We start from the raw sequence: 25,692 nt of genomic DNA, 5'->3' as shown, positions 1-25,692 counted from the left end.
GTAGTTACTAAAAACTATTTATTTTTACTAACCAAAAATAATTAAACCAGAAAACAGAAAGCTGAAATCTCTACATTTCATTTCTAACAATGAATCTATAAGCGATGGATATAGCGTGAAAAAAACTCATTATCATAATTCGTTAAACTCATACTGATTAAGCAAAAAGCAAGATATGTAAATCAATATAAACAACTGTTTAAACTAAGACCACCTCAGCTAACTTGTTATTTTTATTAAAAATTTTAATCACATCCGCAGCTTATCCACACTATTATCCCCTAATTTTGTGTATTATTCACAAGCGTGGATAACTCTGTGTATAACCTATGAATACCCTCTTAATATATTCACTCATCATCAAAACTTAAGTTTCCCCATTGGTCACATTGATAGTTTTTACTTGCTACTAAATTCTGGTCAGCTATATAACTTAGCTTCTTTACAATATTTTGTATTCTCTTCTCTGATAATGGTTGCAAACTCTTACCTTGTAGAAATTGTCGATAACAGTGTTTGTCTTTAATAGATGGTATTAATTGTATGAAATATTTTTTCTGGTTAACCACAATGACAATGGAAAAGCCCTGGGAGTCTTTAACAGCCACCCATTGAATAGGCTGGTTATTTATAATACAGCTCATCATTTTCTCTTTTAACCTTTTATATTGTCTATAAATGATATAAATTACTGAACATATAATATTATAATAATGACAACTAATTGGCTTATTTATAGTCTTCTCATTGAGTGCACATCAGTTCACTTTGTGTAAATTTACTGTATGTTTTTATTAAAAAAGTAATATTTACCCTCTAACTCCATAATTGCACTATGCTTTTAACAGTATCACTTTAATAACCTAAAAACTCATGTTATTAGCAGTTTTCCGTATTATTTTAGTCTTTTTTTTAGTCAATTGCTTGGCTGAAGCTGATCAAAAACAAACGCCCATTAAAATTGCTATAAACGATTGGGCCAGCCAAACTGTATTATCTTACTCAATTGGCTCTTTATTACAAAAGCAAGGATATACCGTTAAATACCAAAATATTACCCTAAAACAACAATGGGGGGGATTAAGGCTTGGTCATGTCCACCTACAACTTGAGGTATGGCAGTACTCAATGATTGAGGACTTCAATAGAATGCTATCCAATAAAGCAATATTAGATGCTGGTACACATGCTGCTAAAACCAGAGAAGACTGGTGGTATCCAGTCTATATCAAACAATTTTGCCCAGGCTTACCAGGTTGGAAGGCACTTAATGATTGCAGCCAGCTATTCAGCACACCTGAATCAGGCAGTAAAGGTGTCTATTATACTGGCCCATGGATCAGTGACGAAGGCATTAGAATTCGTGTATTTAAACTAAATTATCGTCTTATCAGTCTTGATGCTGTTACTCTCAATAAACTGTTAATTAGGGCAACTAGCAATAAACAACCTATTCTATTACTCAACTGGACACCAAACTGGACTGACAACCGGGTTAGTGGAGAATTTGTAGAATTTCCTGACTTTGCCCCTGAATGTATAACTGATCCAACATGGGGAGTAAATAAAACAGAAACCAAAGATTGCGGCGCTCCCAAACATGGTTGGTTAAAAAAAGCGGCAAATCCTGAGTTTCCTGTAAACTGGCCATGTGCTTATCAGTTTATTCAGAATATCAATTTTACCAGTGATATGGTGGCTGAAGCAGCTGCTTTATATGAGTATGACAAATTTACCTATAAAGAATCGGCTAAGAAATGGTTAGAAAAATATAAAACTTCCTGGCAACAATGGATTCCTGAATGCATGTCTGCAGTAAGCAGTGAATGACTTTGCTAATTATTTATACTCTTCGAGAATAATTTTTAAACCTAAAAATTAATCATGATGGGTATAATTCATTGAAATAACCAGAGGGTGTAACCCCTAGTACTTTTTTAAAGCTATGGGTAAAAGCGCTAACACTGTTATAGCCCAACTCAAATGCTACATGCGTAACAGATGAGCCTTTCGAAAACATCTGTAATGCATGATGAAGTCTAGCTTGCAAACGCCATTGACCAAATGAAAGCCCAGTCTCAGTTTTAAAACGACGCGTGAATGTTCTTCTAGACATGTTCACTTTTTCAGCCCATTCATCAAGTGATAAGTGATTATTTGGTTCATTGATTATGGCTAAAGCCATTTTAGTTAAACGGTCATCTATAGGCATAGGTAAGAGCAGTGGCTCATGCTGGGTTCTTTTCATTTCATCAATTAGTACTTCTAATACTCTGCATTCTAGCCTGCCAATGATGTTTTCTTTCATAGCAGCAACCAAACGGTCTATGATCGCTTTCATGAAAGTTGAAATAGCCATAACCGTAGGCTGTTCTGGTAACTGAAATGATTTCGACTGGTCGAGGTGAATGATAAACCCATTAACAGGAATATGAGTTTCTGCACTATGATAGCAGTATGGAGGCACCCAACCTAATCGACCTGGAGGCATTGACCAAACCCCTACCTGAGTTTTCACTGTCATCACCCCACTGAAAATAGCAAATATTTGACCTTCAGCATGCGAATGACTAACTGTGTGACAAGCTTTGTCAAGCATAATGGGTTGGATAGAAAAGTCTAATTCCTCTTTCATACACTCGTTTTAATTATGGCCCAATATAGCAACTATAAGACATTATACCGCTATCAAGCCACTATTACACCCTATACACTAGCAACCTCAATAATCACTGCAATTAAGTCTAGTTTTTAAATAGGAAGAAATAATGAACAAAATTATCTTAACTTTTCTTTATGTAATAGGAGTATTTACTATGACAGCCAATGCAGAAAGTTCTCTTCAGCAACAACCATTATTTAATTGCAAAGCAAACTTAAAAACCTGCTTAGAAGAAATGTATACAACTGTTTTTAGCAACCCTCAGCAAATCGATAATTTTTTTGCTGAAGATTATACTCAATATGCTGATGGAGAAGTGCTTAACTTAACTGAATTTAAAAAGCATGTTCAAATAGTTAAAAATAAAGTTAAAAATATTCACTTTGAAGTTACAGAAGCAGCCAAGTCAGAAGACACTTTTTCAGACCGGCATTTGGTAACACTTGAATTACATGATGGAGCAAAAGCTGTAATAGAGCTAATCCAAATATCTAAGCTTAAGAATGGTAAAATTTGTGAATTGCGTGAGTTATCAAGAGTTATTTATGGCAATAAAGCACTAAAAGCCCTTGCTTCTCAAAAACACAACGATTAATTAAAACAAGGCCTGTAAGCTACATATAAATGCTATATACAGGCCTTACTTTTACAGTATTTTAAAAATATTACTCTCTATCTTTTAATGCTTCTTCTATTTTTTGATCTGTTTTATACTGGCTTAATGCATACACTGACCAAATAGCCGCAGGAATCCAGCCAATTAATGTAAGTTGCAGGATAAGACAAATAATGCCAGCAAAAGGCCTACCAATTGTAAAAAATTGCAACCATGGCAATAGTAACGCAAGTAATAATCTCATTGTCAGTCTGATTCCTTATATAAACAAACAAGCAAATTGTTTATCAACAATTATTAATATGACTATATAATCTAGAAAATAATCAACTTTACTATCAAAAAGCAAGTTCAGCCTATTTAATTAAACTTGCACCAAAAAATATTTCTTCAAGCTTATATTTTCCTAAGCTTGATTTAAGTGATAAACGTAGGTTTGCTATAAGGCTTTACGTATTTTCCGTAAAGCCTATAGAATAGATGTAAACAGGGGTATGCCTAAGTAGGAGGCTATATAATCACCTTACCTGGATTCATAACTCCATTAGGGTCGAATACATTTTTAATACCCTTCATTAATTTTATTTCTTCCTCGCTACGGGAATAAGTTAAATAATCCCGTTTGGTCATTCCTACTCCGTGTTCTGCAGAAACTGAGCCCTGATATTTTTGCACAATCTCAAACACCCAATTACTGACTTCTGAGCATTTTTCAAAGAAAACTTCTTTGACGAGATTATCCGGTTTTAAAATATTTAAGTGGACATTGCCATCGCCAATGTGGCCAAACCAAATAATTTCAAAGTCGGGATAATGCCTATTAACAACGGCTTCAACCTCAGTTAAAAAAGCTGGTACATGAGAAACACTTACGGCAATATCATTTTTATAAGGCGTCCACTGGGCTATGGTTTCGGAAATATCTTCTCGGCAACGCCATAAAGATTCTAACTGAGCCAGACTTTGACTCATTACTCCATCTTCAACCCAGCCCTGCTCCATGCAATATTCAAACACCTCCATTGCTTGATCAGCAACTTGCTCGTTAATGCTTTCAAACTCTATTAATGCATAATAATCAGTCTGACTTTCAAACGGACGTTGTACATCACTGTGTTCAACCACTTTGGCCAGTGCTTTTTCTGAAAAGAACTCAAACGCGGTTAAATCAATCTTTTCCTGAAAAGCCTGTAGCACATTCATAATCGCACTAAATTCAGGTACCCCAAGGACTAATACTGTTAAGTCTTTAGGTGGGCGGGTAAGCTGCATGGTGGCTTCCACGATAAAACCTAAGGTACCCTCGCTGCCTATAAACAAATGACGGAAGTCATAACCCGTATTATTTTTAACCAGACCTTTATTTAAATCTAACAACTCACCTGTACCAGTAACTACTTTTAAGCCAGAGACCCAGTTACGCGTCATTCCATAACGAATCACCTTAATACCACCCGCATTGGTTGCAATGTTGCCTGCAATTTGGCTTGAGCCACTGGAAGCAAAATCAACTGGATAAAACAGCCCCTGTTCTTCAGCATACTGCTGCAACTGTTCAGTAATCACTCCAGGCCCACACACAACAGTACGATCAACTGGGTTGAAAGCTGTAATTTTGTTCATATAATCAAAAGCCACCACTACTTCACCATTGGCAGCAACAGCTCCAGCACTTAAGCCTGTTCTTCCCCCAGATGGGACCAATCCAAGCTGGTATTCATTAGCAAATCTAACAATTGCTTTAACCTGCTCAATAGACTTTGGGAAAACGATGGCCAACGGTTTTGGTTCATATACTTTGGTCCAGTCTGTGCCATAAACCGCAAGGGATTCTGGATCCGTTTTTACCTTGTCAGCATCAACCAATGTTTGTAACTGCTCAATGATTTGCTCAGGGGTCATCTGGTTACTCTCAAAAAACTCAACTCAAATTGAATAAAAGTCATTCATTATAAACGCCTAATTTTGGCACAGTATGCTATCATATGCCTCCCCTGGACTTGGCCAGATCGGTCATTAATTGAAAGAATTGCGCCTAAGAGCAGGGTTCAAGAAGTCTGACAGCTGTATATACAGCTTTTCGTATGTACTGCTCTAGCGACTTTTTTACTAAGTTGTAACTATCTACTAAGCCACTACAGCGGATTTAAAGTCATCATGGCCAAGACGTCTTTGGACAAAAGTAAGATCAAGTTTTTACTTCTTGAAGGGGTGCATCAGTCTGCTATCGACACCCTAAATGCTCATGGCTACACCAACATTGAATACTTAACCACCTCGTTACCAGCTGAAGAGTTGAAAGCACGCATTGCTGACGCTCATTTTATTGGTATCCGATCTCGCACTCAGTTAACGGCTGATATCTTTGATGCTGCGAAAAAACTGATTGCTGTTGGCTGCTTTTGTATTGGCACCAATCAGGTTGATTTAATTGCAGCCCAAGAGCGTGGCATAACCGTCTTCAATGCTCCATTTTCTAATACGCGCTCTGTTGCCGAATTAGTCATTGCCGAAGCCATTTTATTAATGCGTGGAATACCAGAGAAAAACGCTTTGGCACATAAAGGTACTTGGCGTAAGTCCGCGAAAAACTCCTATGAAATTAGGGGGAAAAAGCTAGGTATCATAGGCTATGGCAGCATTGGCAGTCAGCTTAGTGTAATGGCGGAATCTCTGGGTATGGAAGTGTACTTCTATGATGTCATCACCAAACTACCTTTAGGCAATGCCACCCAAATCAATGACTTAAACAAGCTGCTGAGTATGTGCGATGTCGTTAGTTTGCATGTGCCTGAAACCTCAAGCACTCAAATGATGATTGATACTGAGCAACTGACAGCAATGAAACCCGGTGCTATTTTAATCAATGCATCTCGCGGTACTGTGGTAAACATTGAAGCTTTAGCCACTGCAATCGAGTCAGACAAACTACTTGGGGCAGCTATTGACGTATTTCCTGTTGAGCCACGCTCTAATGATGATGAGTTTGTTTCACCACTAAGAGGTTTACACAACGTAATTCTTTCACCTCATGTGGGCGGCAGCACCATGGAAGCGCAAGAGAACATCGGCCAGGAAGTCGCAGAAAAACTGGTTAAATACAGCGATAATGGTACCACCATTTCCTCTGTTAACTTTCCAGAGGTCGCACTACCTGCTCACCCGAAACAACATCGGTTGTTACACGTTCATAGAAACCAACCTGGCGTGTTATCAGAAATTAACAAAATATTTTCTGATAATAATATAAACATTGCCGGCCAGTACTTACAAACTACTGAAAAAGTAGGTTATGTGGTCATTGATGTTGATGCCGAAAAAAGCCAAATTGCTCTAGAAAAACTTCAGCAGGTTAACGGCACCATCAGGGTTAGAGTTTTATTTTAATACCTTTTCTTTTCCTCCTCTCAATGGGGAGGAAAAACTTACTATTTACCCTACCTATATGTTAACGACCTTGTCGTCAAAACAAAGTGTATATAACATTTCAACTATCGTCTTAGACCATAGGACGCTCGCCATACAATCTAAAGTGCTAAACTAAAAAATATCCACTCTTATACAAGTTAATATGTTATTTGTATAAATTTACATATTAACTTGTATAAGAGTAGCTAAAATTAATACATAGCCTCAAGGAAAGAGCTTCCATGTTACTTCATTTACTAGCTATCATATTTGGTATATTAACTGGTTACTTTATTGTTGCAAAAGTTGACAAACCACCACTTATTGTAAAGGATTACAAAGTAATTCCTACTAGCCAACTAGCTAAACAACCATCAACGACAGAAAGTAAGTATTCAAAAAAATTTAAAGTAGCTAGCCAGGTTAATTCCATAAAACCTTATAAAATAAATAATAATGCTTGGGCAGAGAACGAGCCAATAAATGATTAGCTCGAACTGTTCAAGGCTAATAACACACTTCCATTTACTCACAACCTGGATAGGTTAACCAACCAACGTATTGCCCTGTTATATCAGTTGCTCGCAGGTGTTTTCCACAAAAAGCACTAACAGGATATTTACTTTTTGTAAAAATTGGTCCAAGAGGGAACTTTCTAATATCATCAACTGTATTATACTTTTCGACTTGAGCCCCTAAAACAGGTACCTGGCACTCAAAAAAAGCACCATCCTGATTCTTTATTAGCACTCCTGCTTTCCCACCCTCTACAGTCCAGGCACTATAAACTGAAGCATGCCTTTTAGTTTGTTGCAAACAGGTATGAATAGCTGGATATAAATCAGTAAAATTGGCAGACCAATCTTTATTATTTTCTAATTGAAACTGGCTTTGGTATTCATCTATAAAACGAATTGATGACGTCACACCAAGTAATGAAAATAACAACTGTTTTGTTTCATTAGCTTCGTTAATAAAGTTAACAACGGCTCTTTTTCCTAAAATCATATTATCAATCAGCCGATCAGCTTTATCTCTAGTCAACACAGTGTAATAAGATACATCCCCAAGCGGTTTAATCTCGTCCGGATAGTTTACATTGATGGCTTGTTTTTGATCTGTAACAAAAACTACTGACGAGCCTGCTTCAATACCACTATCTTTATTAACAACGGTTAGCTCTAAAGGTTGATTAAGCCGATGTTTAAATATTTTTAATTGATACATCTTTGACTGTTTATACTTCGACCATCTTGCTGAAGTCGTCATAGAACAACTTGGCTGGTCTGCCTCACACTGCACCTTCCAATCACGAAACACTCTAACCACTGGCTTGCTGGCAGCTTCTGCAGTAATACTGAACAGGCAGCATACAACAGTAAGATAGTATAAGCGCATCAACACTCTCCTTAGCCCTTAAATATAATGAAAACACACCCGACATAAGGCGGGTTAGCCCGAATACCCAGATCCGATGAAATATGCGGGCTAGTATGGCAATTTTTTATTAATAGCTTAAGGCCATCCTTTTAGAGTAGGAGAAATACATCACTCATTAAAAGTGATGTTTGCAATATATGTGCAAAATAAACAACCTGTGGCCAAAATGAATGGCCTATAAAAAGTCATTCACAAACAGTATGGCAGCTTTTGTCATTTTGAATACAACTCCAATAAAACAACCCACAAAATGCCGCTGCTCCAATAATTGTTAGTAGCATGTATTGCTGGGGCCACAGCAATAGCACACCACTTACTAATGCCATCAACCGCTGCATCCAGTTCAGTTTACTTTCTAAATACCCTTCTAATGCAGCAGCAAGTGCATAAATTCCAAGTACAGCTGTAATAAATATTGGCAACGCCTTGGTTAAGTCATTACTTAATAACGGTGTATAAGCAAACAACAAAGGCACAATATATAGGCCCTTAGCAATTTTCCAGGCAGCAAATCCAGTTCTCATAGGGCTGGTTTTTGCGATAGCAGCTGCCGCGAATGCAGTTAAACAAACTGGCGGTGTTACATTACTGTCTTGTGATAGCCAAAAAATAATCATATGGGCGGACAACAAAGCTAATGCTAACTGGCCAGGGCCAATTGCACCTTCAATCAAGGTATTTTTCATATCAACTGGAATCAGTGCCATTAAAGCTTGCGCTTCAACTAATGACATTGATGCCCCCAATTGCTGAATTTGATCAGGTGCCACAAGCATTAACATTGGTTTAATTTGTTCAGGTATTTGACCACTCACAAACAACTCAAGTAATTGAGCTTCAGCAATTAAATTATAAATTGCAGGAGCAGCCAACGTTGCAAGAATGATATAAGATGCTGTTACTGGTAATCCCATCCCAAGGATTAGCGATGCTAAAGCGACCAATACTAATGTGATCATTAAGCTGCCACCAGCCCACTCTGTAATCATTAATGAAAAAGTATTACCGACACCTGTCGTAGCAACTGCATTCACCACCAAACCAATGGTAACCAATAACATTGCTGTTGCAGCCATGTTTTTACTACCTAATACCATTGCTTGAATAACTTGAGGGAATTTCATTGGTTGGGAAGTTAGCCAAGTACTGGCAATAACAACCAAAATACTAAAGCCAGCAGCATATGTTGGGGTAAAACCATAGATTAACATAGCAACCAGGCTGGCAATAGGTAAAGTAAAATGCCAGCCAGACTTTAGCAACTTGCCAATCGGCTGCTGGCTTTTATCTCCCTCTATGGTTTCAGCTGTTTCCAAACCTTGTCGTTTGGCTTCTATTCGTACAAAAAAGGCGACAGATAAAAAATAGATTATTGCAGGTAATGTGGCAGCCCCCATTATTTCTAAATAAGACAGCTGGGTGTAGTTGGCCATAATGAAAGCACCGGCCCCCATAACAGGTGGCATTAGCTGCCCACCAGTAGAAGCTGCTGCCTCTACTCCTGCGGCAAAGCGTGCCGGAAAACCTGCCTGCTTCATCAAGGGAATTGTAATAACTCCTGTTGAAACCGTATTAGCCACTGATGAACCTGATACAGACCCCATTAACCCAGAGCCTAGTACAGCAACAAAGCCAGGCCCTCCAGTAAATCGGCCAGCCATTGAACGCGCTAACTTAATAATAAAATCACCAGCGCCAGACTGTACTAAAAAAGCGCCAAATAAAATAAACATAAAGACATAGCTCCAGGAGATTCTAGCAATAGGGCCAAACATACCTTCCGGGCTAAAATAACTGCGGTATAATAGGGTTTCCAAGCTTAAACCAGGAAAGTGAAATGGGCCAGAAATTAACTCCCCCCACCAAACTACGTAACTTAATGCAATTAAAGTTAATACAGGGATAAACCATCCCATGGTGCGTCGGGTTAATTCAAGCGCCGCTGCAATGGTTGCTAAGGACACCCACCAATCCCATTGGGATAACTCAACACCACGGGCATATAACTGATCTTCAAATAAAATTAAATAGGCAGCACTCATTACAACGATGCCAGCCAGAAAAATATCTACTATCCTCCAACCACTAACACTATTATCGACGTTTTTTACAATTGGCACAGTTAAAATACATAACAGGCCAAAACCTGCGAAATGAATGGCAGAAATCCAAAGTCCAGAAAGCGTGCTAAAAGTATTGAAATAAATGTGGGTAATTGAAAGCACTATAGCCAAACAATAAATAGCATAGTTGAGATACGATATCGAATCTTGTGTGGATACTCGGTATTGATCCAGGGGCTTATCAATGGCATTGTACATATATACACCTTAATTGGTACTACTGACCACTTATGCCCTTTTTGTAATCTACTATATCATTTGTAGTATTTCTGAGTATTTTATTTTTTTAACTAATTTAGGGCATTTACTAATAAATTAATAATAACTTCTCAATACTGGATACATTTTTAAAATGTATCCAGCTTACTATTTTTACTTTAAGTGATCAGGAATAGAAACCCCCTTCTCTTTAAAGTATTTTGCTGCTCCTGGATGTAATGGTATAGGCAGTCCATCAATAGCTTTATTTAAAGACATTACTGTGGTTGCTTTATGAATGCCATTTAAAAATGACAAATTTTCATAAACAGTTTTAGTTAACATATACACCGTTTGTTCTGGAACATCCTCTCTCACCGCCAAAAAGTTAGGTTGAGCAATTGTTTTTACTGGTTTAGATTGACCATGGTAAGTATTCGCGGGAATTTCATAACGGCTCCAAAGCTTATATTGGGCATTAATTTTCGCCAGCTGTTGATCAGAAACATCCAAAATACGCAAATCACTACCCAACTTTGCAAACGCTCTAGTAACAGCACTAACAGGCACACCCGCTGGTGTATTCATGCCATTAATTGAACCATTTTGTAAAGCATCAGCACTTGGTCCATACCCCATATAAGCTAAGGTAAAAGTGTTTGGATTAATGCCCAGCTGGCTCATAATATAGCGGCCAGAACCTTCAGTGCCTGAGTTTCGTTTGCCTATAGAAAACTTTTTCCCATTAAGTTGTTTCAAGTCTTCTAATGAGCCAGTTTGTGAAAGTTTTTTATCAACAATAAAATGCTCAACATTCTGCCATAACATCGTAATAGAGCGTAGTTTATCTTGTGGGCCTAATTTTTTAAGTTGTCCTTCACCTTTTTTTGCCCAAGCACCATATAAACCCTGCAAAATACCAAACTGCGCTTCATTATCATTCATTAGCTTTATATTTTCACCTGAACCTGCAGAGCTAATGGCAGATAAACTAATGTTATATTGCGGTTGTAATTTGACTTTAGTTAACGTTGCTAAAGCAACACCTACAGGATAAAAGGTTCCACCTGTTGAGGCAGTGGCTAAAATATAAGATTGACCTTTCTCCTCGGCAACAACTACACCTCCATGCAGTGCAAATAAGACAGCTACTGAAGTAACAGCTCTCTTTAAAAAACTCCGACGATCTGTGGACGCTTCTTTACAGAAGAAAACTCGCTTGTTAATTTTTATCATGTATCAACCTCTTTGTTATTACTTCCCAACTTCAAACTAAGGTACAGCTTTCGCTTTGCACAGTTGAAACTATGCTGTAGTTATATTAGGCATTTCTTACCAAATACCTATAACAAACATAGTAGGCAAAACTTACGCCAATCAAAGTCAGGCTATAACTAATTGAAAATTAAACAATTTTAAAGTCAGTCAAAAAGTATTGGCAAAATATTGCTGATAAACCCTCCTTGTATAAGCGGTTTTTTGCTTATGCTTAATTTCTATTGTTATACACAAATACTACTATTGTACTAACACAGGCCTTTATAAAAGTATAAGACAGCATAAGGTAGTTATAGGATTAATCAACTCATCAGCAAGTTTCTGCCTATCTATTAGCTTCTGGAGTGTTTAAAGAGGTGACGAGTAGTACTCTCAGTAGGCTTAAATGCATTTCGGTTGAATTTTATACACCATAGAGAGCGTTAGACCTGAAAGTCAGTTTCAATCAAAATACCAGGTCTTAATAGCAACTTTTAAATAGCTACAATTACTGAGGAAATTAGCATCAAGGTAATGTTTATTAATAGTTTTCAATATAAAAGCATTTAAATAAAGATCTGACTAATATCTAGACAAATATAGATGTAACAGATTGCAAGCTGCATTTACTTCTTTTGATAAAGCTCAGACCATGTAGAATCATTTAATTTTTCATCAAGATTTTTTTCAGGCGCGCATTGTTTACTGAAATAAGGGTGCTTTACATAATACTTTTCATAATAAATCAGTGCATTTCTTTTGGCAACATGGTCTGGCACCCCTAACAACTTGCCTGCTATGTAATCTCTTTGAATAGCTTGACAGTCGGTTTTTTGCTCATTAAGTTCTCCGCGCACATGCATAGACTCATGAGTAAACATATGCATGCTAAAGAGTTCTTTTTCTGTAGCGCTACCTGGGCTATCGAGATAATCCATTAAGTCATAGCACCAAGGATATTGAAAAACTATTTCTCCAGTCATTGGGTTTGCGTGTCCAGCTCTTCTAACAGAGTTATCGAAAATTGCATCCAAGGGACTATTACAATGTACATAGGCTGGACGAGGAAAAGAAAGGACAGATGCTTTTTCTGACAAGTACTGCTCAAATCGCCAGTGTTTAAATGGCATCCAAAATGAAGCTAATGCAAATAAGCATAATACACAGGTATAAATTAGAGAAAAATGATCGAAAGACTTAGGGCTTTTGAACTCTCGGTAAATTAGCCAGCAGAAAAATAGTCCGATAAGAGTTAATAGCATAATAGATTTAATTGTCAATAACAGGAATTCAATCCTAATTATATAAGGTTAGACCAGCTCTTTGAAATCCACCCTGTCGAATTAAAGCCTAAACCTCATACAAATACAGCTCCAGGACTTCCTTCTCTTCAATGCATAGGTATAATATTGATATCAGGACGTTATTGTCCTTGCGCTGACAGTAGCCCCACCCAGTATTGCATAGGATGTGGCTACCATATTTGCCCTTAGGTCCAACATTACGGCACCATTTGTTTACATTCGGTGAACGGCGGAAACGGTGATGAGGTCACGCAGGCCCTGGGGCATTCGCCCACTTGATCTAAGCTAGTGATAACAAAACATCACTGTATAGTATCAGTGACAGTTTAGTTTAAACAATACTTCTCAGTATTTTTTTGTATTCGTCTATTTATTCAAATAATCAAGACGATTTAATCCGTATTTTTGCATTTTTTGATTTAATGTTCGTCTTGGCAAATCGAGTTCAATCATTACCTGACTTATATTACCTTTATGTTGTATAAGTGCATTATGTATCAGTTGCCGTTCATATTGGTTAAGCTGCAGACTAAGTGATAGCAGCCCAGTTGATACTCTTTCGGGCTCTGTCACCAACTCTTTTTCACTGGGTGAATGAATTAAATCAACTACTGCTTTTTCCTTAGTTAATATAAAGCGAGTGGCAACATTTTTTAATTCTCGAATATTACCTGGCCATGCATAATGAGTAAGAACATCTGCATCACTTGGCGCTAATACTCTTACTGGCTGTTGATACTGCTCTGCAGCTAGTTGTGCAAAATAGGTAAATAACAGCGAAATGTCCACTGTTCGTTCTCTTAATGGCGGCAAAAATATTTCAGATACATTTAATCGATAATATAAATCCTGACGAAAATCCCCTGCATCTTTCAAGTTGATTTTCGTAGCGCTAATCACCCGAATATCCAAATTTATCAATCGGTTTGAGCCAAGCCGTTCTATTTCCCCTGACTGTAATGCTCGCAGCAATTTAACTTGTAGATGCAATGGCATGCTTTCAATTTCATCGAGAAAAACTACGCCTCCATCTGCATGCTCCAATTTACCTTTGCGTAGTTTTTGCGCACCGCTAAAAGCCCCTGCCTCATGCCCAAACAACTCACTTTCAAATAAAGCCTCTGGAATAGCGCCACAGTTTAAAGCAACAAATGGCTTATTAGCACGCTGACTATACTCATGTAAACATTGCGCCACTAGCTCTTTACCACAACCTGTTTCACCATAAATCAGTACTGGCGTATCAAGATTTGCAAGCGCTAGAATTTCATCATGAACCTGCTGTATAGCTTTACTTTCACCAATTAACTTGGCAGATATACCACTCTGCTCGGCTAATTGTTGACGCAATTGTTGGTTTTTTATTTTTAACTGGAGTTGTTCTTGAGCCCTTTGGATTCGCTCCTTTAAACGGTCAGGATCAAATGGCTTTTCAATAAAGTCATAAGCGCCTTTATGTAATGCCTCTACAGCCATACTGACATCTCCATGTCCTGTAATTAAAATGATGGGTAAGTCGGCATTAATTGTTTTAGCCTGTTCCAATAAAGCAAAACCATCCATGCCAGGCATTTTTACATCACTAATAACAATTCCAATAAACCCTTGCTGAAGTTCATTAATTGCTGCTTTGGCAGTATTACAGCAAATTACAGAAAAGCCACTTAACTCCAACCACTGTCTATTTGCCTTCAGTACTTGCTCTTCATCATCAACCAATAACACCTTGGGTGTAGTATTCATAACAATAGGCTCTTTTCGACTCATTAGAAGAGATTAACAAAATTTATGCTTGTGACAACCTACGATCCAAGATGAATGGTGACTTTCACCATAATAGTGTAGTGTTTGCCAGACTATTCGGGTGTCATGAAAAGCCTTCTGTTGTACAGGACGTTTAGCGAATGAATGTAAATCAAGCTCTAGCCAATGCACAAAAAGAGCTGGCTAACTTAGAAAAAGAAAAGATGGCTGAATTAGCTGTCACTGCTGTTGATGTGGCAGGTATGGTTGATCCTACCCCAGCTTCTGACTTGATTGGTGCTGGGATGAGTTTTGCTCGCGGAGATTTTCTAGGTGGCGCCTTATCATTAGTCTCCGTCATTCCCTATGTAGGTGATGCAGTTGCTAAACCAGCAAAAGCAGCCCGCACAGCACTTCGCGTTAAAAAAATTGCTGACAAAATAGCCAAAGCTAAAGCAAGGATTGCTCAGCTTAAAAAAATGGAAAAAGCTGCGAGAACCTCAAGCAAAGGGGCTGCTAAAGTTGGTGAGGCGGTAACCGACGCAACAAGTAAAGTCAAAAACCAATTCAAAAAACAAAAAAAAGGCAAATGTGAATCCTGCGATTTTAATGCGAAGCAATCTAAACAACAAAAAGCGGCGGCCGCCAAACAAAAACCGGAAGTAAAAACCAATAAAGCCTCGGGTGAAAACGGTAATGGCCAAAAAGTTCCCAGTAATGATAAAACCTGCACCAGTGGTTGTCCGATTAGTATGGTGGCAGGCGAAGAGCTGCTTGAGCAAACGGATTTTGTGTTAAGTGGGCCACTGAGTTTTGTTTGGAGCCGCACCTACCGTACCAGTAATAATAAAGCTGCCGAGTTAGGCACAGGTTGGACCACCCCGTTAGGTGAAAAGCTTCAACAAGCAGGTAGCCAACTGTTTTATTTCAATCAGGAAGGTCGCTCAATTCCCTTACCATTACCGCCAGCTAATGGCCAAAGTTATAACCAAACTGAAAAACTACGGGTTTTTGATTTAGGTAATGATTTAATTTCGATTAAACCCCAGCAAGGCCCAGAAAAAATCTTCCGACTTACCGGCGATGCTGCAAACAAACAGGGACAATTAATTGGACTGAGAGATGACTGTGATAACACCATTCATATCAGTCATGGTAATGCGGAACAGCGCACTAAATTGACCAGCAGCTGGGGGCAGGCCGTTTGGTTTTATCATGACCCACAAGGCCGGATTACGGCCATTACCCGAGGGCCAGATGCCGACACCCCACCAGATACCCAACCTGTCGTGCAATACCAATACGACAGTCATGGGGATTTAGTTGCGGTATTGGATGCCTTAGGCCATGGGGAAAAGTACGCTTATAACAATCATGTTATCACCCAACGTACCTTAAAAAGTGGCTTTAGCTTTTATTTCGAATGGGATCAATACACGCCACAAGGCAAGTGTTTACGCAACTGGGGGGACAATGGCATTTATGATTATCAATTTACCTGGTTCCCAGATGAAAACCGCAGCACTTCTACCGATAGTCGTGACGCCACCACTGAGTATCGCTATAACGACAATGGCCAGATTATCAGTGAAACAGATCCTCTAGGAGGGGTGACTGAACACCAATATGATGATGCCGGTAATGTCGTCAGCACAGTTGATCCGACAGGTAATACCACGCTTTATGAATATAGTCCTGATGGTTTATTGATAAAAGTCACCGACCCGGAAGGTAATAGCCACGCGATTGAATACGATGACGAAGGTCGGCCGACTACATTAACTGACCCATTAGGTAACCGTTGGAGCCGTCAATACGACGCGCGAGGGCTGTTAGTTAAAACCCTTGACCCAGATGCTAACCCAACCCAAATTGACTACAATCCCTTGGGCTTACCCGTACAAATTACCGATGCTATGGGGCATGTACGGCAACTACAGTGGAACGAACAAGCCCAGTTAATTAGCCAAACCGATGCAGAAGGTCAAATCACCCAATACCATTATGACGAACTAGGTCAGGTAGTTGCCAGCCAAGACAGTCAAGGGGCCCAAACTTATTATCAATATGATGCCTTAGGCCAGCCAATTGCGGCGCAACTACCCAATGGCAAACAGATTAAACTGGTTTATAACCCCGCAGGGCAGCTGACCGCTTTTACTGATGAAGTCGGTCGCACCACAAAGTATGAATATGAGGGGCTAGCTCAGGTTAAAAAACGCATTGACCCTGCTGGCCAAGTGTTTGAATACTTTTACGATACCGAACGTAATTTAACGGGCCTAAAAAACGAAAATGGCGAAACCTATCAATTAGTTTATGACCTCAATGAGAACCTGATTAAGGAGGTGGGTTTTGATGGCCGAGAACAACACTATGAGTACAACAAATCCGGTCAATTAATCAGACATATTGATGGGCCGAAAATCCCAACAACCGATGCAAATCCAAGGGAAGCAGCAAGCCCAACAAACCCCGAACAACCCAGTATTCCCATTACCGAATTTAAACGTAATAAACTGGGACTACTGCTTGAAAAGCACATCAGTGATGGTGAAGTCAGCACCTTTAAATACGATGCTGCTGGGCACTTAATTGAAGCCAATAACCCTCATCGCCAACTTAGCTTGGCATATAATGCTCTTGGCTTACTTACCCAAGAAAGTCAGGATAACCAAACCATCAGCCACCGTTATGACCCATTAGGCAACCGAATTAACACCACCCTGCCTGATGGTCAAAGTATTCATTACCGTTACAAGCCTGATGGTTTATTTACTGATGTAGCCTTAAACGACCAGTTAATCACGCAAGTAAGGCGTGATAACCAAGGGCGGGAAATCAACCGTATTCAAGGGGTAGTAGAAAGCCAGTTTGAATACGACATAATGGGAAGGCTTACCCGCCACCGAGTGGGTAGCCGAGAAACACGGCAGTTAATCATCCAGCGGGAATATGGCTATGATAGTGCAGGTAATTTAGCCTTAATCAAAGACTTGAAAAAAGGCGAAACCCAGTTTCAATATGATGCTCTAGATCGGCTAACCGTAGTTAATGGCATTATTAAAGAAAGTTTTGCCCATGACCCTGCAGGTACTATTTTAGCGCAAACAGATTACCTCAATGGTCAATCACAAGGTAACCGGCTGTTATTCCAAGGGGACCGCCATTTTGCTTACGACAGTCGCGGTAATTTAGCGGCCGAAAAACGCGGTAAGAACGGCAAACTGGTCACTCGCTACACTTACAATCACGCAAACCAACTCATTAAAGTTGAAAGCGCCAGCCAAACCTCTGAGTTTACATACGACGCACTCGGGCGAAGAGTCAGTAAAAAAGATAATTTTGGCGAAACCGCATTCCTCTGGAATGGGGATGTCCTGCTATCAGAAACCAGGCAAAATATCCATAAAACCTACCTATATGAACCAGAGTCTTTTCGACCACTTGCGTTAGTGCAGGATAACCAGGTTTATTTTTATCACCTGGACCACTTAGGCACTCCACAGGAAATCAGCGACGCCAGAGGCAACATCGTCTGGTCCGTTCAATACCGGGCTTATGGCAATGTTGTTAGAAAACAAGTGGAACATATCCAAAACAACCTGCGGTTCCAGGGACAGTACTTTGATGAAGAAACTGGCCTGCATTACAACCGGCACCGGTATTATGACCCAGGGTTAGGACGGTTTATTAATCAAGACCCGATTGGGTTATTAGGTGGTGATAATGTTTATCAATATGCACCTAATCCGGTAAGTTGGGTTGATCCGTTGGGATTGAGTAGTAAGCCAGAAGATTGTAATAGGTTTAAATATAGAGCTTTAACTAAGGATCAGGAACCCCAAGCATTAAGAAACCAACCTATTCAGCCAAAAGACTTAGATGCAAACTATTCTATTCAAGAGCACATTGACAATGGCTCATTAAAAACTCAATACAACTCTATGGGTAGTAAAAAAGCTGCTACTTTTTATGGAAGAGCAAATCCTAGAAGAGGAAAACATAAAAAGAGTGTGATCATAAAGGTTGATACACAAAAAATACCAAAAGAGAAAGTACATGATGTATCTAAAGGTATTGATCCTTCCACAGGGAAAGAATTAAATTTACCTGGAAAAGCCTATGCCCGAAAAGACAAAGAAGTATTAATTGAAGGTAGTATTCCTTCAAACGCTTATGAGGTTCTTGATGACTAGCAATATATCTAATATTTTAAAGTCTCTAAAAAAAGAAGTTGCTGAGAGTACAGTTTATTTGTCAGATGATGAGAATGAGCAGTTTTTTAGGAATAAAAATGCAAAATACAAAGTGCTGGACTTTATTCTTGAAAGGCATTCAATGTACCTTTCAAAAAAAGTCAATATTCATAATTTTGAAAGTGAATTTGATCAGGCAATAGAAATCTTACAGCTAAATACTGGATGTGCAGAAGATTTAGAGATATTAGAAATGATTCTAGATGAGTTATATGACAAAAAAATAATCAACGATAAAGAATATAATGATATAATTTCTGGAACAGCAGCAAGTAGATGGCTGTAACTGTCTTGTTGGCTTCAAGTCTACTACCTTTAGGTGATAAGTTGGTAACCTCCCCCTCATCCTAACCTTCTCCCACCAGGGGAGAAGGAATGTCCTCCGAAATATATATTGAAAGAGTATTACCCAAGTTTATTATTTTCCAAATATTTCTTAATTAGTGATGCATGAGACTAAAAAGGACTAAATTTTACCCACGGCATTTCTGCTTTTGAGGTCACATCAATAATCTGATAACCAGGGAATTCCTTTTCTATATTTTACAGTTTTTTCTCTTACTAGAGATATAAACTTTAGTTAACTTATTCATAAGAAGTCTTCATTTAATATCAAAGCAGGCTTAATATACAATAAATTTCACTTATAAAATACACCATAGTACTAACCCATACTTTTAAAAAATATAAATATAGGATAAAACACAATACCCTTTTTACTCTCCCATATATTTCTTCATTAATTCCTCAAGCTGGCCTTCCTTTATAATTTTATGTAACGTATTTTGAAACAGTTTAAACTGTTTCATATGCTCTGATTTTTTTGAAATACCAAAATAGAAAGGGACATCAGGCGTTGGTCGAAATAATGCCTTTTCAAATTTACCCTGAAATCCATTTTTATGGATTAAATAATCACCTTGTGATTCTGTATTCACAATGGCATCTATTCTACCAGCCTCTAACTTACGTAGATTTTGTATTACATCGGTGACGGGATTTTTTTTAATTTTAGCATCTTCATCAAACCTTTTAAAATACCTCACACCTCTTTTAACACCGACAGTTAATGGATAAATATCATCATACTTTTTAACTAAATGTCCCCTACCTTTAAGTAAATAGAATATTTTGGATGTTTTCTTATTAACGTAATACGGCTCTAAATATTGAATATAAACTTCCCTATCAGGTCTCTTTAACAGTCCAGTCATAATATCGACTAGGCCACTCTCCATTAAGGCAAGGCAACGCTTAAATGGACATTCAGTATATTTCACTTTTAAGTCTAAACGATGTGCCAACTCTTTAATAAGCTCACCATCAATCCCTTTTAATTCTCCTTTTTCAACAATCTTCCAAGGTGAAAACTCACTAGTAGCAACAACAAGTTCTTTACTCCATGCAGAGTAAGAAAGTGTAATAACAATAATCAAATTTAAAAAAACAAAAAATTTTTTCACAATCATAATATTTCCATCCTAAAATACGTCCATATATAGCAAGATATAATAGAACTTTTATATCAGCAACTCAACTGAGACTCCTTGTATACCCATCACAAGGCAAGCTCACTGTAAAACATGCCCCACCTTCAGAGTTATTAATTGCAACTAGTGATCCACCTAGGTCTCTGATAAAACTATAGGCAATTGACAAACCCAGTCCTAGCCCTACCCCAACTTCTTTAGTAGTAAAAAATGGATCGAAAATATGTTCGATAATATCACTATCTATACCAGGGCCATTATCCATTACTTGACATATAGCTTTCCCAGCTTGTTTATTTAATTTTATTTGAATATATGGGTTAGGTTTTTCTTTTACAGCACCTAAAGCGTTGCTAATTAAATTACTAACAACCTGCTCTAGTCGGGTTTTATCTCCCATTACAATTAGTTGCTGCATTTCTGGCATGATTTCTAGTTTAATTTTTTCTGATCCAGACTGTTGTTTAAAAATATTCATCACATTGTTCACTAATTCAACCAAATCAATTTTAGTTAAAGCAGAAGGCTGACTATAAGCAAACGTTTTTAGTTGTTTGGAAATATTGGTCATCCGTCCCGTCAATTGTTCTATTTGCAATAAATTATCTGCCAGTTCTATTGTTCGTTGATGTTTAAGCAATAAATGACAGCTTGATAAATACGTACGAATAGCGGTCAATGGTTGGTTGAATTCATGGGCTATAGCAGCTGACATTTCACCTAATGCTGCAAGCTTTTTCTTTTGCACCAGTTCTGCCTGAGCAACTTCCAATTTTTCAGTACGCTCTAATACTCGCTCTTCCAATTTTGCGTTTGCCTCCTGCAAAATTGCTTGCTGTCTGGCCAGATGTTCTTCCTGTGCTTTTTGCATAAACTGTTTTGCCAAACGTCGTTGTCTGATTAAAAACCCTATTAACAAAGCAAATAGCCCAAACAAACCCACCAAACCGGCAATTAGCCGACTATATTGTTTTGCCGAGGTAGTACTTGAAAGAAATACTAATGACCAGCTTAAATCCGGTAATTGCATTGACTGTAACAAGTAATCACCTGGACTGGTTGCTATTTTTACTCTTTTACCCTGTTTAGTTTCATTGACTATTGAAATAGCTAATGACTGTATTTGCTCATTACTAAATAATTGAGCCTCTTCAATTTCCTGCTTAACCTTGTTGCTTAAAGGCTTAAAACTGCGGTATTTCCAATTAGAGTTCGAGGCCAATACCACGATACCATACTGGTCTAACACCATTACCGATTCCTCTGCTTGACGCCATATGGCTTGTAATGGCTCTAAATCTACCTTTACTACAGCAACACCGATTAACTCAGCTTGCGACGACAGCACAGGAAAAGAGTAAAAATAACCTGGCTCACCAGTGGTTACTCCAATAGCAAAAAATTGGCCGGGTAAATTTTGTTGTGCAGCTTTAAAGTATGGCCTAAAACCATAATAGTTACCTATAAAACTCGACTCAGTCTTTGCATTACTAGCAGCAATTGTATAGCCGTCAGCATTTAGAATAAAAACTGCAGCAGCATTTGCAGCTTCTCCTATCCGATAGAGGTAACCATTGACCCATTGTTGCAAAGATTTACTCGTCGGGTATTTCAACAGCTGCTTAACTTGGCTCACCTGAGTAACCAAATAAGGTAAGTGCCTATATCTTGATAAAGCCCCATCAATACTGCTGTTATACAACACTAACCGGTTTTTCCCTACAGCTGCCAACTGTTGTAATTGTTGGTGAACAACCAGTTGATATACTATGACAACTAACAAGCCGCCAACCAATAGCGTAATAATGAGCCTAGCAGGTAAAATCCTAAAAATTGTACGGCGTAAGTCAGATTTGCTATAAACCACTCGAGGCGCCCTTGATTAATGCTCTTACTACCACAACAATGATACCCTAATGTTAACAGGTCCCATTTAGAGTTATTACCATGAGTGAGCCTTTTCCGCCACTACCTGACGAGTTTGTTAACCGCCTCGGCCAGATTATTCCTGAAACACAGTTAGCATCTGTACTGGCAAGTTTTCAACAAATAAAGCCCACTAGTTTTCGGCTGAATAGCCTTAAGGGCAACGCCGAAAACATAAAACAGCAACTAATGGCAGAGGGCTTTAGTCTACAACCTGTTTCCTGGTTTGATCAGGCTTTTACCATTCCTGATGAACAGCGCCGTGCCTTAACTGAGTCTGATGCTTTTTACCAAGGAGAAATATATATCCAAAGTTTATCCAGCATGTTAGTGCCAATTGTGTTGGCCCCCCAGCCAGGTGAAACAGTTTTAGACTTAGCTGCAGCCCCTGGTGGTAAAACACTGCAAATGGCTTGCATGATGAGTAACCAAGGAGCGCTTTCTGCAGTTGAGCCTGTTAAAAACCGGTTCTTCAAGCTTAAAACTAACCTAGAACAACAGGGTGCTTCTCTAGTCAAAACTTACCTGACAGACGGTCGCACTGTCGGTGGAAAATGCCCTGAACGGTTTGACCGGGTATTACTTGATGCTCCTTGCTCTAGCGAATCTCGCTTTAGTCAACTTGATCCTAGATCATGGAATCACTGGAGTATTAAAAAGGTTAAGGAAGTGGCCAAAAAACAAAAAAAACTATTACTTTCAGCATTATATAGCTTGAAGCCTGAAGGGATTATGGTCTACAGCACTTGCTCTTTTTCACCAGAAGAGAACGAATTAATTGTCAATCATGCGCTTAAGAAATTTGGTCCAGCAATCAGAGTAGAACCGATTCAGCTACCTGTTAACAATATACAACATCAAATGGATAGTGATATCGTCCAACCTGGATTAATAGAATGGAATAAAAAATCCTTGCATCCAGATGTTATAAATAGCATTCGGATTCTTCCAAATGATATTATGGACGGTTTTTATCTCTGTAAAATTAAAAAACTAACCAGCTTTAAGTAAAACTGCATTGATTCTAGCCAATACTGTTTTAATTATTATATAACATCGGCCAATCCAAGGATTAAAGTGCTGACCAAAAGCTTGGCTTTTCCGGGGGATTTCCCCCGGCAGCCTAGCCGAATATTTCAGTTGATATCAAAGATTCTAACTATTCAAGCTACAGTTTTTGCAGAATTCTACGTGCTTTAGCCGTTAGATAAATCAGCTTAAACCGCTTATCATCAGGGTATTGTTTGACCTTGATTAACTTGTCACCTGGATTTCCAGCTCTACCCTCCTCCAAACGACGTATAGTCGTGGCGACATTTTTTTCATTTACACCCATAAATTGAGACAACTCAGAAACTGAACAGCCTTCATTTTCACCAATTGCCATCAGGGTTGCCAGCGTCCGCACAGTTAGGCGGGGATATTGATTTGATAAGTTCACAAGCTTTTTCGTATTCATGGTATTACTAGTCTTGGCCCTTTAATAGTTTTTTAGAGTAGTGGTCTATCCCTTGCCTGTACATCATGAGTAGTATCCGCTCAACTCAACTTTTAGCTAATACACCGAACTATGCGTAATTAAGGTATTAACCAATTTACGCTGTAATAACTTTGCCGGCTATTCATTAACCATTGGCTATAACAAGCTTTTATCCTTATTTTGCTCTTGCTATCCTATTCACTTGTCCTTACCAAATGTTGCCTTATCCTTTCATATCCTTAGATAGGTATATCCCTCTTACCTAAATTGCTTTTCTATATCCCAACGCAATCTATAGCCAAATGCCTGCCTCCCCACAATTCGTCCTTTATACAGGCACACTCATGATACGTTCCAGTTTTCTCACAAGATGCTTCCTCACGACATACTTTCTCCATGCCAATAAAACTGGCAAATAATATTATAGCCGATTCAATACATGTAGTATGTTTAAAATTGCAAATAAACTGTTAGCCTTTCGTAGAAAGCTAGAAAACATCACATTCTTAACGCATTTGCAGTATTGATTTTTTACAAACAGGCGCAGACTGTCTTCTTAATAAACAGTAGATAGGTTGATACTGGCTTATAGGTTACCATTATTTATTTTTATATCGATCAATACCGTCTTTCAAATAATGTTGAAATGCTATTAACCATTATCAGCTTATCTATCAATTAGCTATAACATGTATTATTTTATTATTTACCGAGCCATCTTTATGCTTTTACATAACTAACCCAAAATTACTTTTTCCTTTAGGATTGACCATATGCAATAGAGCTAAGAATACAAGCAAAATAAATACGACTTATAATTCTTAATAAGCAGTATTGGTACTTGCTCAAGTTTTAATAGCCCGCTTTTCTTTAATCCCATATAGTAATCTCAACTCATAAGTACCACTACTAACCAATAACAGCAAAGTCGCAACCAGTAATACCTACTCACAGCTTACTAGCCTAAAACAATCTTCATAGATAATGGGGGTTTATAATGGAAGCAAACATCTGTACAAACATACAGTAAAAAATCTTGTGTAATAATTTAGGGCTCGCTATCTCATAAAGTTGAGACCAAAACATAAACGTAAACGTAGTTTTTGATCTGTATTGCTTATTAGTATTATATAACATGTTCGACCTTGGTTAGGGCTAGCCTACCTATACAGGTGATCAAATCCTGCTGGAGCCGCCGCGCCGTTTTACTTTTATTGTTTTTCTGTCAGTTGGCATCTAATTATTTGATGCTGATTGTAAATAATTATTTTTAAGTTAACAACTGTTGTATTTGAAATTTTAAGACTTCAAATACTGTGTGCAGCAAATAAAGTTTTTAAATAACCAATCAACTCATGAGCATTTGCCATAGTTATATTGGTTAATTTGTACAAGCTTTCAACTTAAAAGACTATGACATGGTAACCAAACTAGGTGCTGTATAACTTTAATTCGAGATACGACTATATATTCACTCCAGCTCATAGTAACTATATACAAAGCAGATACACGACTATAGTAGTATCTTAAGTATGGTACCAGACAATCTACATTAAAACTAAAGTATAAACTTGTCCAATAACCACTAAAACGGAAAGAAGACGAATGACGACTTTTATTTTCTAATGCTTTTGCGATAAAAAGAGTCCAACACTGTAGTTGCTCTCAAAGTCTAGGCCTTAAAGATCCTGTTCTCTATCCACTTATTTCAAGAATAACTAAACTTTTTTTGACTAATTAGTCACAAAGTCGTATAGGCGTATGGGAAAAAATAATATAAAACAAT

The 25,692-nt window shown here is 38.2% G+C and carries 20 protein-coding genes; 7 read left to right on the top strand and 13 right to left on the bottom strand.

Annotated features, from left to right (window positions below; translation table 11 throughout):
* Window positions 1-350: 350 nt before the first annotated feature.
* Window positions 351-647, bottom strand: a complete 297-nt coding sequence (locus tag G4Y78_RS01150) for a hypothetical protein (RefSeq protein WP_163830876.1) — start codon at window positions 645-647, stop codon at window positions 351-353.
* Between the two features lie 226 nt (window positions 648-873).
* Here G4Y78_RS01150 and G4Y78_RS01145 point away from each other — a divergent pair, with 226 nt between their 5' ends.
* On the top strand, window positions 874-1,830 hold the full coding sequence (locus G4Y78_RS01145) for an ABC transporter substrate-binding protein (protein WP_163830874.1): 957 nt from the start codon (window positions 874-876) through the stop codon (window positions 1,828-1,830).
* Between the two features lie 52 nt (window positions 1,831-1,882).
* On the opposite strand, the gene G4Y78_RS01140 is transcribed toward G4Y78_RS01145, so the two are convergent.
* Entirely contained in the window at window positions 1,883-2,635 is a 753-nt protein-coding gene (locus G4Y78_RS01140) for an AraC family transcriptional regulator (protein ID WP_163830873.1), read from the bottom strand.
* A 133-nt stretch (window positions 2,636-2,768) separates the two neighbouring features.
* Here G4Y78_RS01140 and G4Y78_RS01135 point away from each other — a divergent pair, with 133 nt between their 5' ends.
* Window positions 2,769-3,257 carry a nuclear transport factor 2 family protein gene (locus G4Y78_RS01135; RefSeq protein WP_163830872.1) on the top strand — a complete coding sequence of 163 codons (489 nt, stop codon included), beginning with the start codon at window positions 2,769-2,771 and terminating at the stop codon, window positions 3,255-3,257.
* Between the two features lie 70 nt (window positions 3,258-3,327).
* Here G4Y78_RS01135 and G4Y78_RS01130 read toward each other — a convergent pair whose 3' ends face one another.
* Complete coding sequence (locus tag G4Y78_RS01130) at window positions 3,328-3,522, bottom strand: YqaE/Pmp3 family membrane protein (protein WP_163830871.1); 195 nt, start codon at window positions 3,520-3,522, stop codon at window positions 3,328-3,330.
* A 266-nt stretch (window positions 3,523-3,788) separates the two neighbouring features.
* Window positions 3,789-5,180, bottom strand: coding sequence for an FAD-binding oxidoreductase (locus G4Y78_RS01125; RefSeq protein ID WP_163830870.1), 1,392 nt, complete (start codon window positions 5,178-5,180; stop codon window positions 3,789-3,791).
* Between the two features lie 255 nt (window positions 5,181-5,435).
* Here G4Y78_RS01125 and serA point away from each other — a divergent pair, with 255 nt between their 5' ends.
* The gene (gene serA / locus G4Y78_RS01120; protein ID WP_163830869.1) at window positions 5,436-6,665 is read left to right on the top strand and encodes a phosphoglycerate dehydrogenase; all 1,230 of its coding nucleotides are present in this window, start codon (window positions 5,436-5,438) and stop codon (window positions 6,663-6,665) included.
* Window positions 6,666-6,928: 263 nt separating this feature from the next.
* The gene (locus G4Y78_RS01115) at window positions 6,929-7,177 is read left to right on the top strand and encodes a hypothetical protein (RefSeq protein WP_163830868.1); all 249 of its coding nucleotides are present in this window, start codon (window positions 6,929-6,931) and stop codon (window positions 7,175-7,177) included.
* Between the two features lie 34 nt (window positions 7,178-7,211).
* Here G4Y78_RS01115 and G4Y78_RS01110 read toward each other — a convergent pair whose 3' ends face one another.
* The 5 genes from G4Y78_RS01110 to G4Y78_RS01090 all read right to left on the bottom strand — a co-directional run bounded on the left by G4Y78_RS01110 (window position 7,212) and on the right by G4Y78_RS01090 (window position 14,751).
* Window positions 7,212-8,084 (bottom strand): hypothetical protein, encoded by an 873-nt coding sequence (locus G4Y78_RS01110; RefSeq protein WP_163830866.1) that lies wholly within the window; start codon window positions 8,082-8,084, stop codon window positions 7,212-7,214.
* 227 nt (window positions 8,085-8,311) lie between these two features.
* Window positions 8,312-10,447, bottom strand: coding sequence for a TRAP transporter permease (locus G4Y78_RS01105; protein ID WP_163830865.1), 2,136 nt, complete (start codon window positions 10,445-10,447; stop codon window positions 8,312-8,314).
* A 174-nt stretch (window positions 10,448-10,621) separates the two neighbouring features.
* Window positions 10,622-11,683: a TAXI family TRAP transporter solute-binding subunit gene (locus G4Y78_RS01100; protein ID WP_163830863.1), complete on the bottom strand. Its 1,062-nt coding sequence runs from the start codon at window positions 11,681-11,683 to the stop codon at window positions 10,622-10,624.
* 647 nt (window positions 11,684-12,330) lie between these two features.
* Window positions 12,331-12,834 (bottom strand): hypothetical protein, encoded by a 504-nt coding sequence (locus tag G4Y78_RS01095; RefSeq protein WP_222937617.1) that lies wholly within the window; start codon window positions 12,832-12,834, stop codon window positions 12,331-12,333.
* A gap of 540 nt (window positions 12,835-13,374) precedes the next feature.
* On the bottom strand, window positions 13,375-14,751 hold the full coding sequence (locus G4Y78_RS01090; RefSeq protein ID WP_163830861.1) for a sigma-54-dependent transcriptional regulator: 1,377 nt from the start codon (window positions 14,749-14,751) through the stop codon (window positions 13,375-13,377).
* A 161-nt stretch (window positions 14,752-14,912) separates the two neighbouring features.
* Between G4Y78_RS01090 and G4Y78_RS01085 the strand changes: the two genes are divergently transcribed.
* Together G4Y78_RS01085 and G4Y78_RS01080 are read left to right on the top strand one after the other, a co-directional pair.
* Window positions 14,913-18,950: an RHS repeat-associated core domain-containing protein gene (locus G4Y78_RS01085; RefSeq protein WP_163830859.1), complete on the top strand. Its 4,038-nt coding sequence runs from the start codon at window positions 14,913-14,915 to the stop codon at window positions 18,948-18,950.
* Window positions 18,943-19,296, top strand: coding sequence for a hypothetical protein (locus G4Y78_RS01080; RefSeq protein ID WP_163830858.1), 354 nt, complete (start codon window positions 18,943-18,945; stop codon window positions 19,294-19,296). The genes G4Y78_RS01085 and G4Y78_RS01080 overlap by 8 nt, the downstream gene beginning before the upstream one ends.
* A 170-nt stretch (window positions 19,297-19,466) precedes the next feature.
* Here G4Y78_RS01080 and G4Y78_RS31590 read toward each other — a convergent pair whose 3' ends face one another.
* The 3 genes from G4Y78_RS31590 to G4Y78_RS01070 all read right to left on the bottom strand — a co-directional run bounded on the left by G4Y78_RS31590 (window position 19,467) and on the right by G4Y78_RS01070 (window position 22,367).
* A complete protein-coding gene (locus G4Y78_RS31590) occupies window positions 19,467-19,550 on the bottom strand; it encodes a DUF6939 family protein (RefSeq protein WP_408022088.1) in 84 nt (27 codons plus the stop codon).
* A 176-nt stretch (window positions 19,551-19,726) separates the two neighbouring features.
* Window positions 19,727-20,479 (bottom strand): substrate-binding periplasmic protein, encoded by a 753-nt coding sequence (locus tag G4Y78_RS01075; RefSeq protein ID WP_163830857.1) that lies wholly within the window; start codon window positions 20,477-20,479, stop codon window positions 19,727-19,729.
* 64 nt (window positions 20,480-20,543) lie between these two features.
* Complete coding sequence (locus G4Y78_RS01070; protein WP_163830856.1) at window positions 20,544-22,367, bottom strand: sensor histidine kinase; 1,824 nt, start codon at window positions 22,365-22,367, stop codon at window positions 20,544-20,546.
* A gap of 80 nt (window positions 22,368-22,447) precedes the next feature.
* Here G4Y78_RS01070 and G4Y78_RS01065 point away from each other — a divergent pair, with 80 nt between their 5' ends.
* Window positions 22,448-23,437 (top strand): RsmB/NOP family class I SAM-dependent RNA methyltransferase, encoded by a 990-nt coding sequence (locus G4Y78_RS01065; protein ID WP_163830854.1) that lies wholly within the window; start codon window positions 22,448-22,450, stop codon window positions 23,435-23,437.
* A gap of 157 nt (window positions 23,438-23,594) precedes the next feature.
* Here the strand turns inward: G4Y78_RS01065 and G4Y78_RS01060 are convergent, their stop codons facing one another.
* Complete coding sequence (locus G4Y78_RS01060; RefSeq protein WP_163830853.1) at window positions 23,595-23,885, bottom strand: MarR family transcriptional regulator; 291 nt, start codon at window positions 23,883-23,885, stop codon at window positions 23,595-23,597.
* Window positions 23,886-25,692 lie beyond the last annotated feature (1,807 nt).

Source organism: Spartinivicinus ruber, assembly GCF_011009015.1.
GTDB classification, from domain to species: Bacteria; Pseudomonadota; Gammaproteobacteria; order Pseudomonadales; family Zooshikellaceae; genus Spartinivicinus; species Spartinivicinus ruber.
This window is presented reverse-complemented; position numbering and strand designations above follow the sequence as displayed.

What these genes read in the sequence shown, in the direction of transcription:
- G4Y78_RS01150 (WP_163830876.1), bottom strand. Translation starts at nt 647, where the DNA reads ATGATGAGCTGTATTATAAATAACCAGCCTATTCAATGGGTGGCTGTT.
- G4Y78_RS01145 (WP_163830874.1), top strand. Translation starts at nt 874, where the DNA reads ATGTTATTAGCAGTTTTCCGTATTATTTTAGTCTTTTTTTTAGTCAAT.
- G4Y78_RS01140 (WP_163830873.1), bottom strand. Translation starts at nt 2,635, where the DNA reads ATGAAAGAGGAATTAGACTTTTCTATCCAACCCATTATGCTTGACAAA.
- G4Y78_RS01135 (WP_163830872.1), top strand. Translation starts at nt 2,769, where the DNA reads ATGAACAAAATTATCTTAACTTTTCTTTATGTAATAGGAGTATTTACT.
- G4Y78_RS01130 (WP_163830871.1), bottom strand. Translation starts at nt 3,522, where the DNA reads ATGAGATTATTACTTGCGTTACTATTGCCATGGTTGCAATTTTTTACA.
- G4Y78_RS01125 (WP_163830870.1), bottom strand. Translation starts at nt 5,180, where the DNA reads ATGACCCCTGAGCAAATCATTGAGCAGTTACAAACATTGGTTGATGCT.
- serA (WP_163830869.1), top strand. Translation starts at nt 5,436, where the DNA reads ATGGCCAAGACGTCTTTGGACAAAAGTAAGATCAAGTTTTTACTTCTT.
- G4Y78_RS01115 (WP_163830868.1), top strand. Translation starts at nt 6,929, where the DNA reads ATGTTACTTCATTTACTAGCTATCATATTTGGTATATTAACTGGTTAC.
- G4Y78_RS01110 (WP_163830866.1), bottom strand. Translation starts at nt 8,084, where the DNA reads ATGCGCTTATACTATCTTACTGTTGTATGCTGCCTGTTCAGTATTACT.
- G4Y78_RS01105 (WP_163830865.1), bottom strand. Translation starts at nt 10,447, where the DNA reads ATGTACAATGCCATTGATAAGCCCCTGGATCAATACCGAGTATCCACA.
- G4Y78_RS01100 (WP_163830863.1), bottom strand. Translation starts at nt 11,683, where the DNA reads ATGATAAAAATTAACAAGCGAGTTTTCTTCTGTAAAGAAGCGTCCACA.
- G4Y78_RS01095 (WP_222937617.1), bottom strand. Translation starts at nt 12,834, where the DNA reads ATGCCATTTAAACACTGGCGATTTGAGCAGTACTTGTCAGAAAAAGCA.
- G4Y78_RS01090 (WP_163830861.1), bottom strand. Translation starts at nt 14,751, where the DNA reads ATGAATACTACACCCAAGGTGTTATTGGTTGATGATGAAGAGCAAGTA.
- G4Y78_RS01085 (WP_163830859.1), top strand. Translation starts at nt 14,913, where the DNA reads ATGAATGTAAATCAAGCTCTAGCCAATGCACAAAAAGAGCTGGCTAAC.
- G4Y78_RS01080 (WP_163830858.1), top strand. Translation starts at nt 18,943, where the DNA reads ATGACTAGCAATATATCTAATATTTTAAAGTCTCTAAAAAAAGAAGTT.
- G4Y78_RS01075 (WP_163830857.1), bottom strand. Translation starts at nt 20,479, where the DNA reads ATGATTGTGAAAAAATTTTTTGTTTTTTTAAATTTGATTATTGTTATT.
- G4Y78_RS01065 (WP_163830854.1), top strand. Translation starts at nt 22,448, where the DNA reads ATGAGTGAGCCTTTTCCGCCACTACCTGACGAGTTTGTTAACCGCCTC.
- G4Y78_RS01060 (WP_163830853.1), bottom strand. Translation starts at nt 23,885, where the DNA reads ATGAATACGAAAAAGCTTGTGAACTTATCAAATCAATATCCCCGCCTA.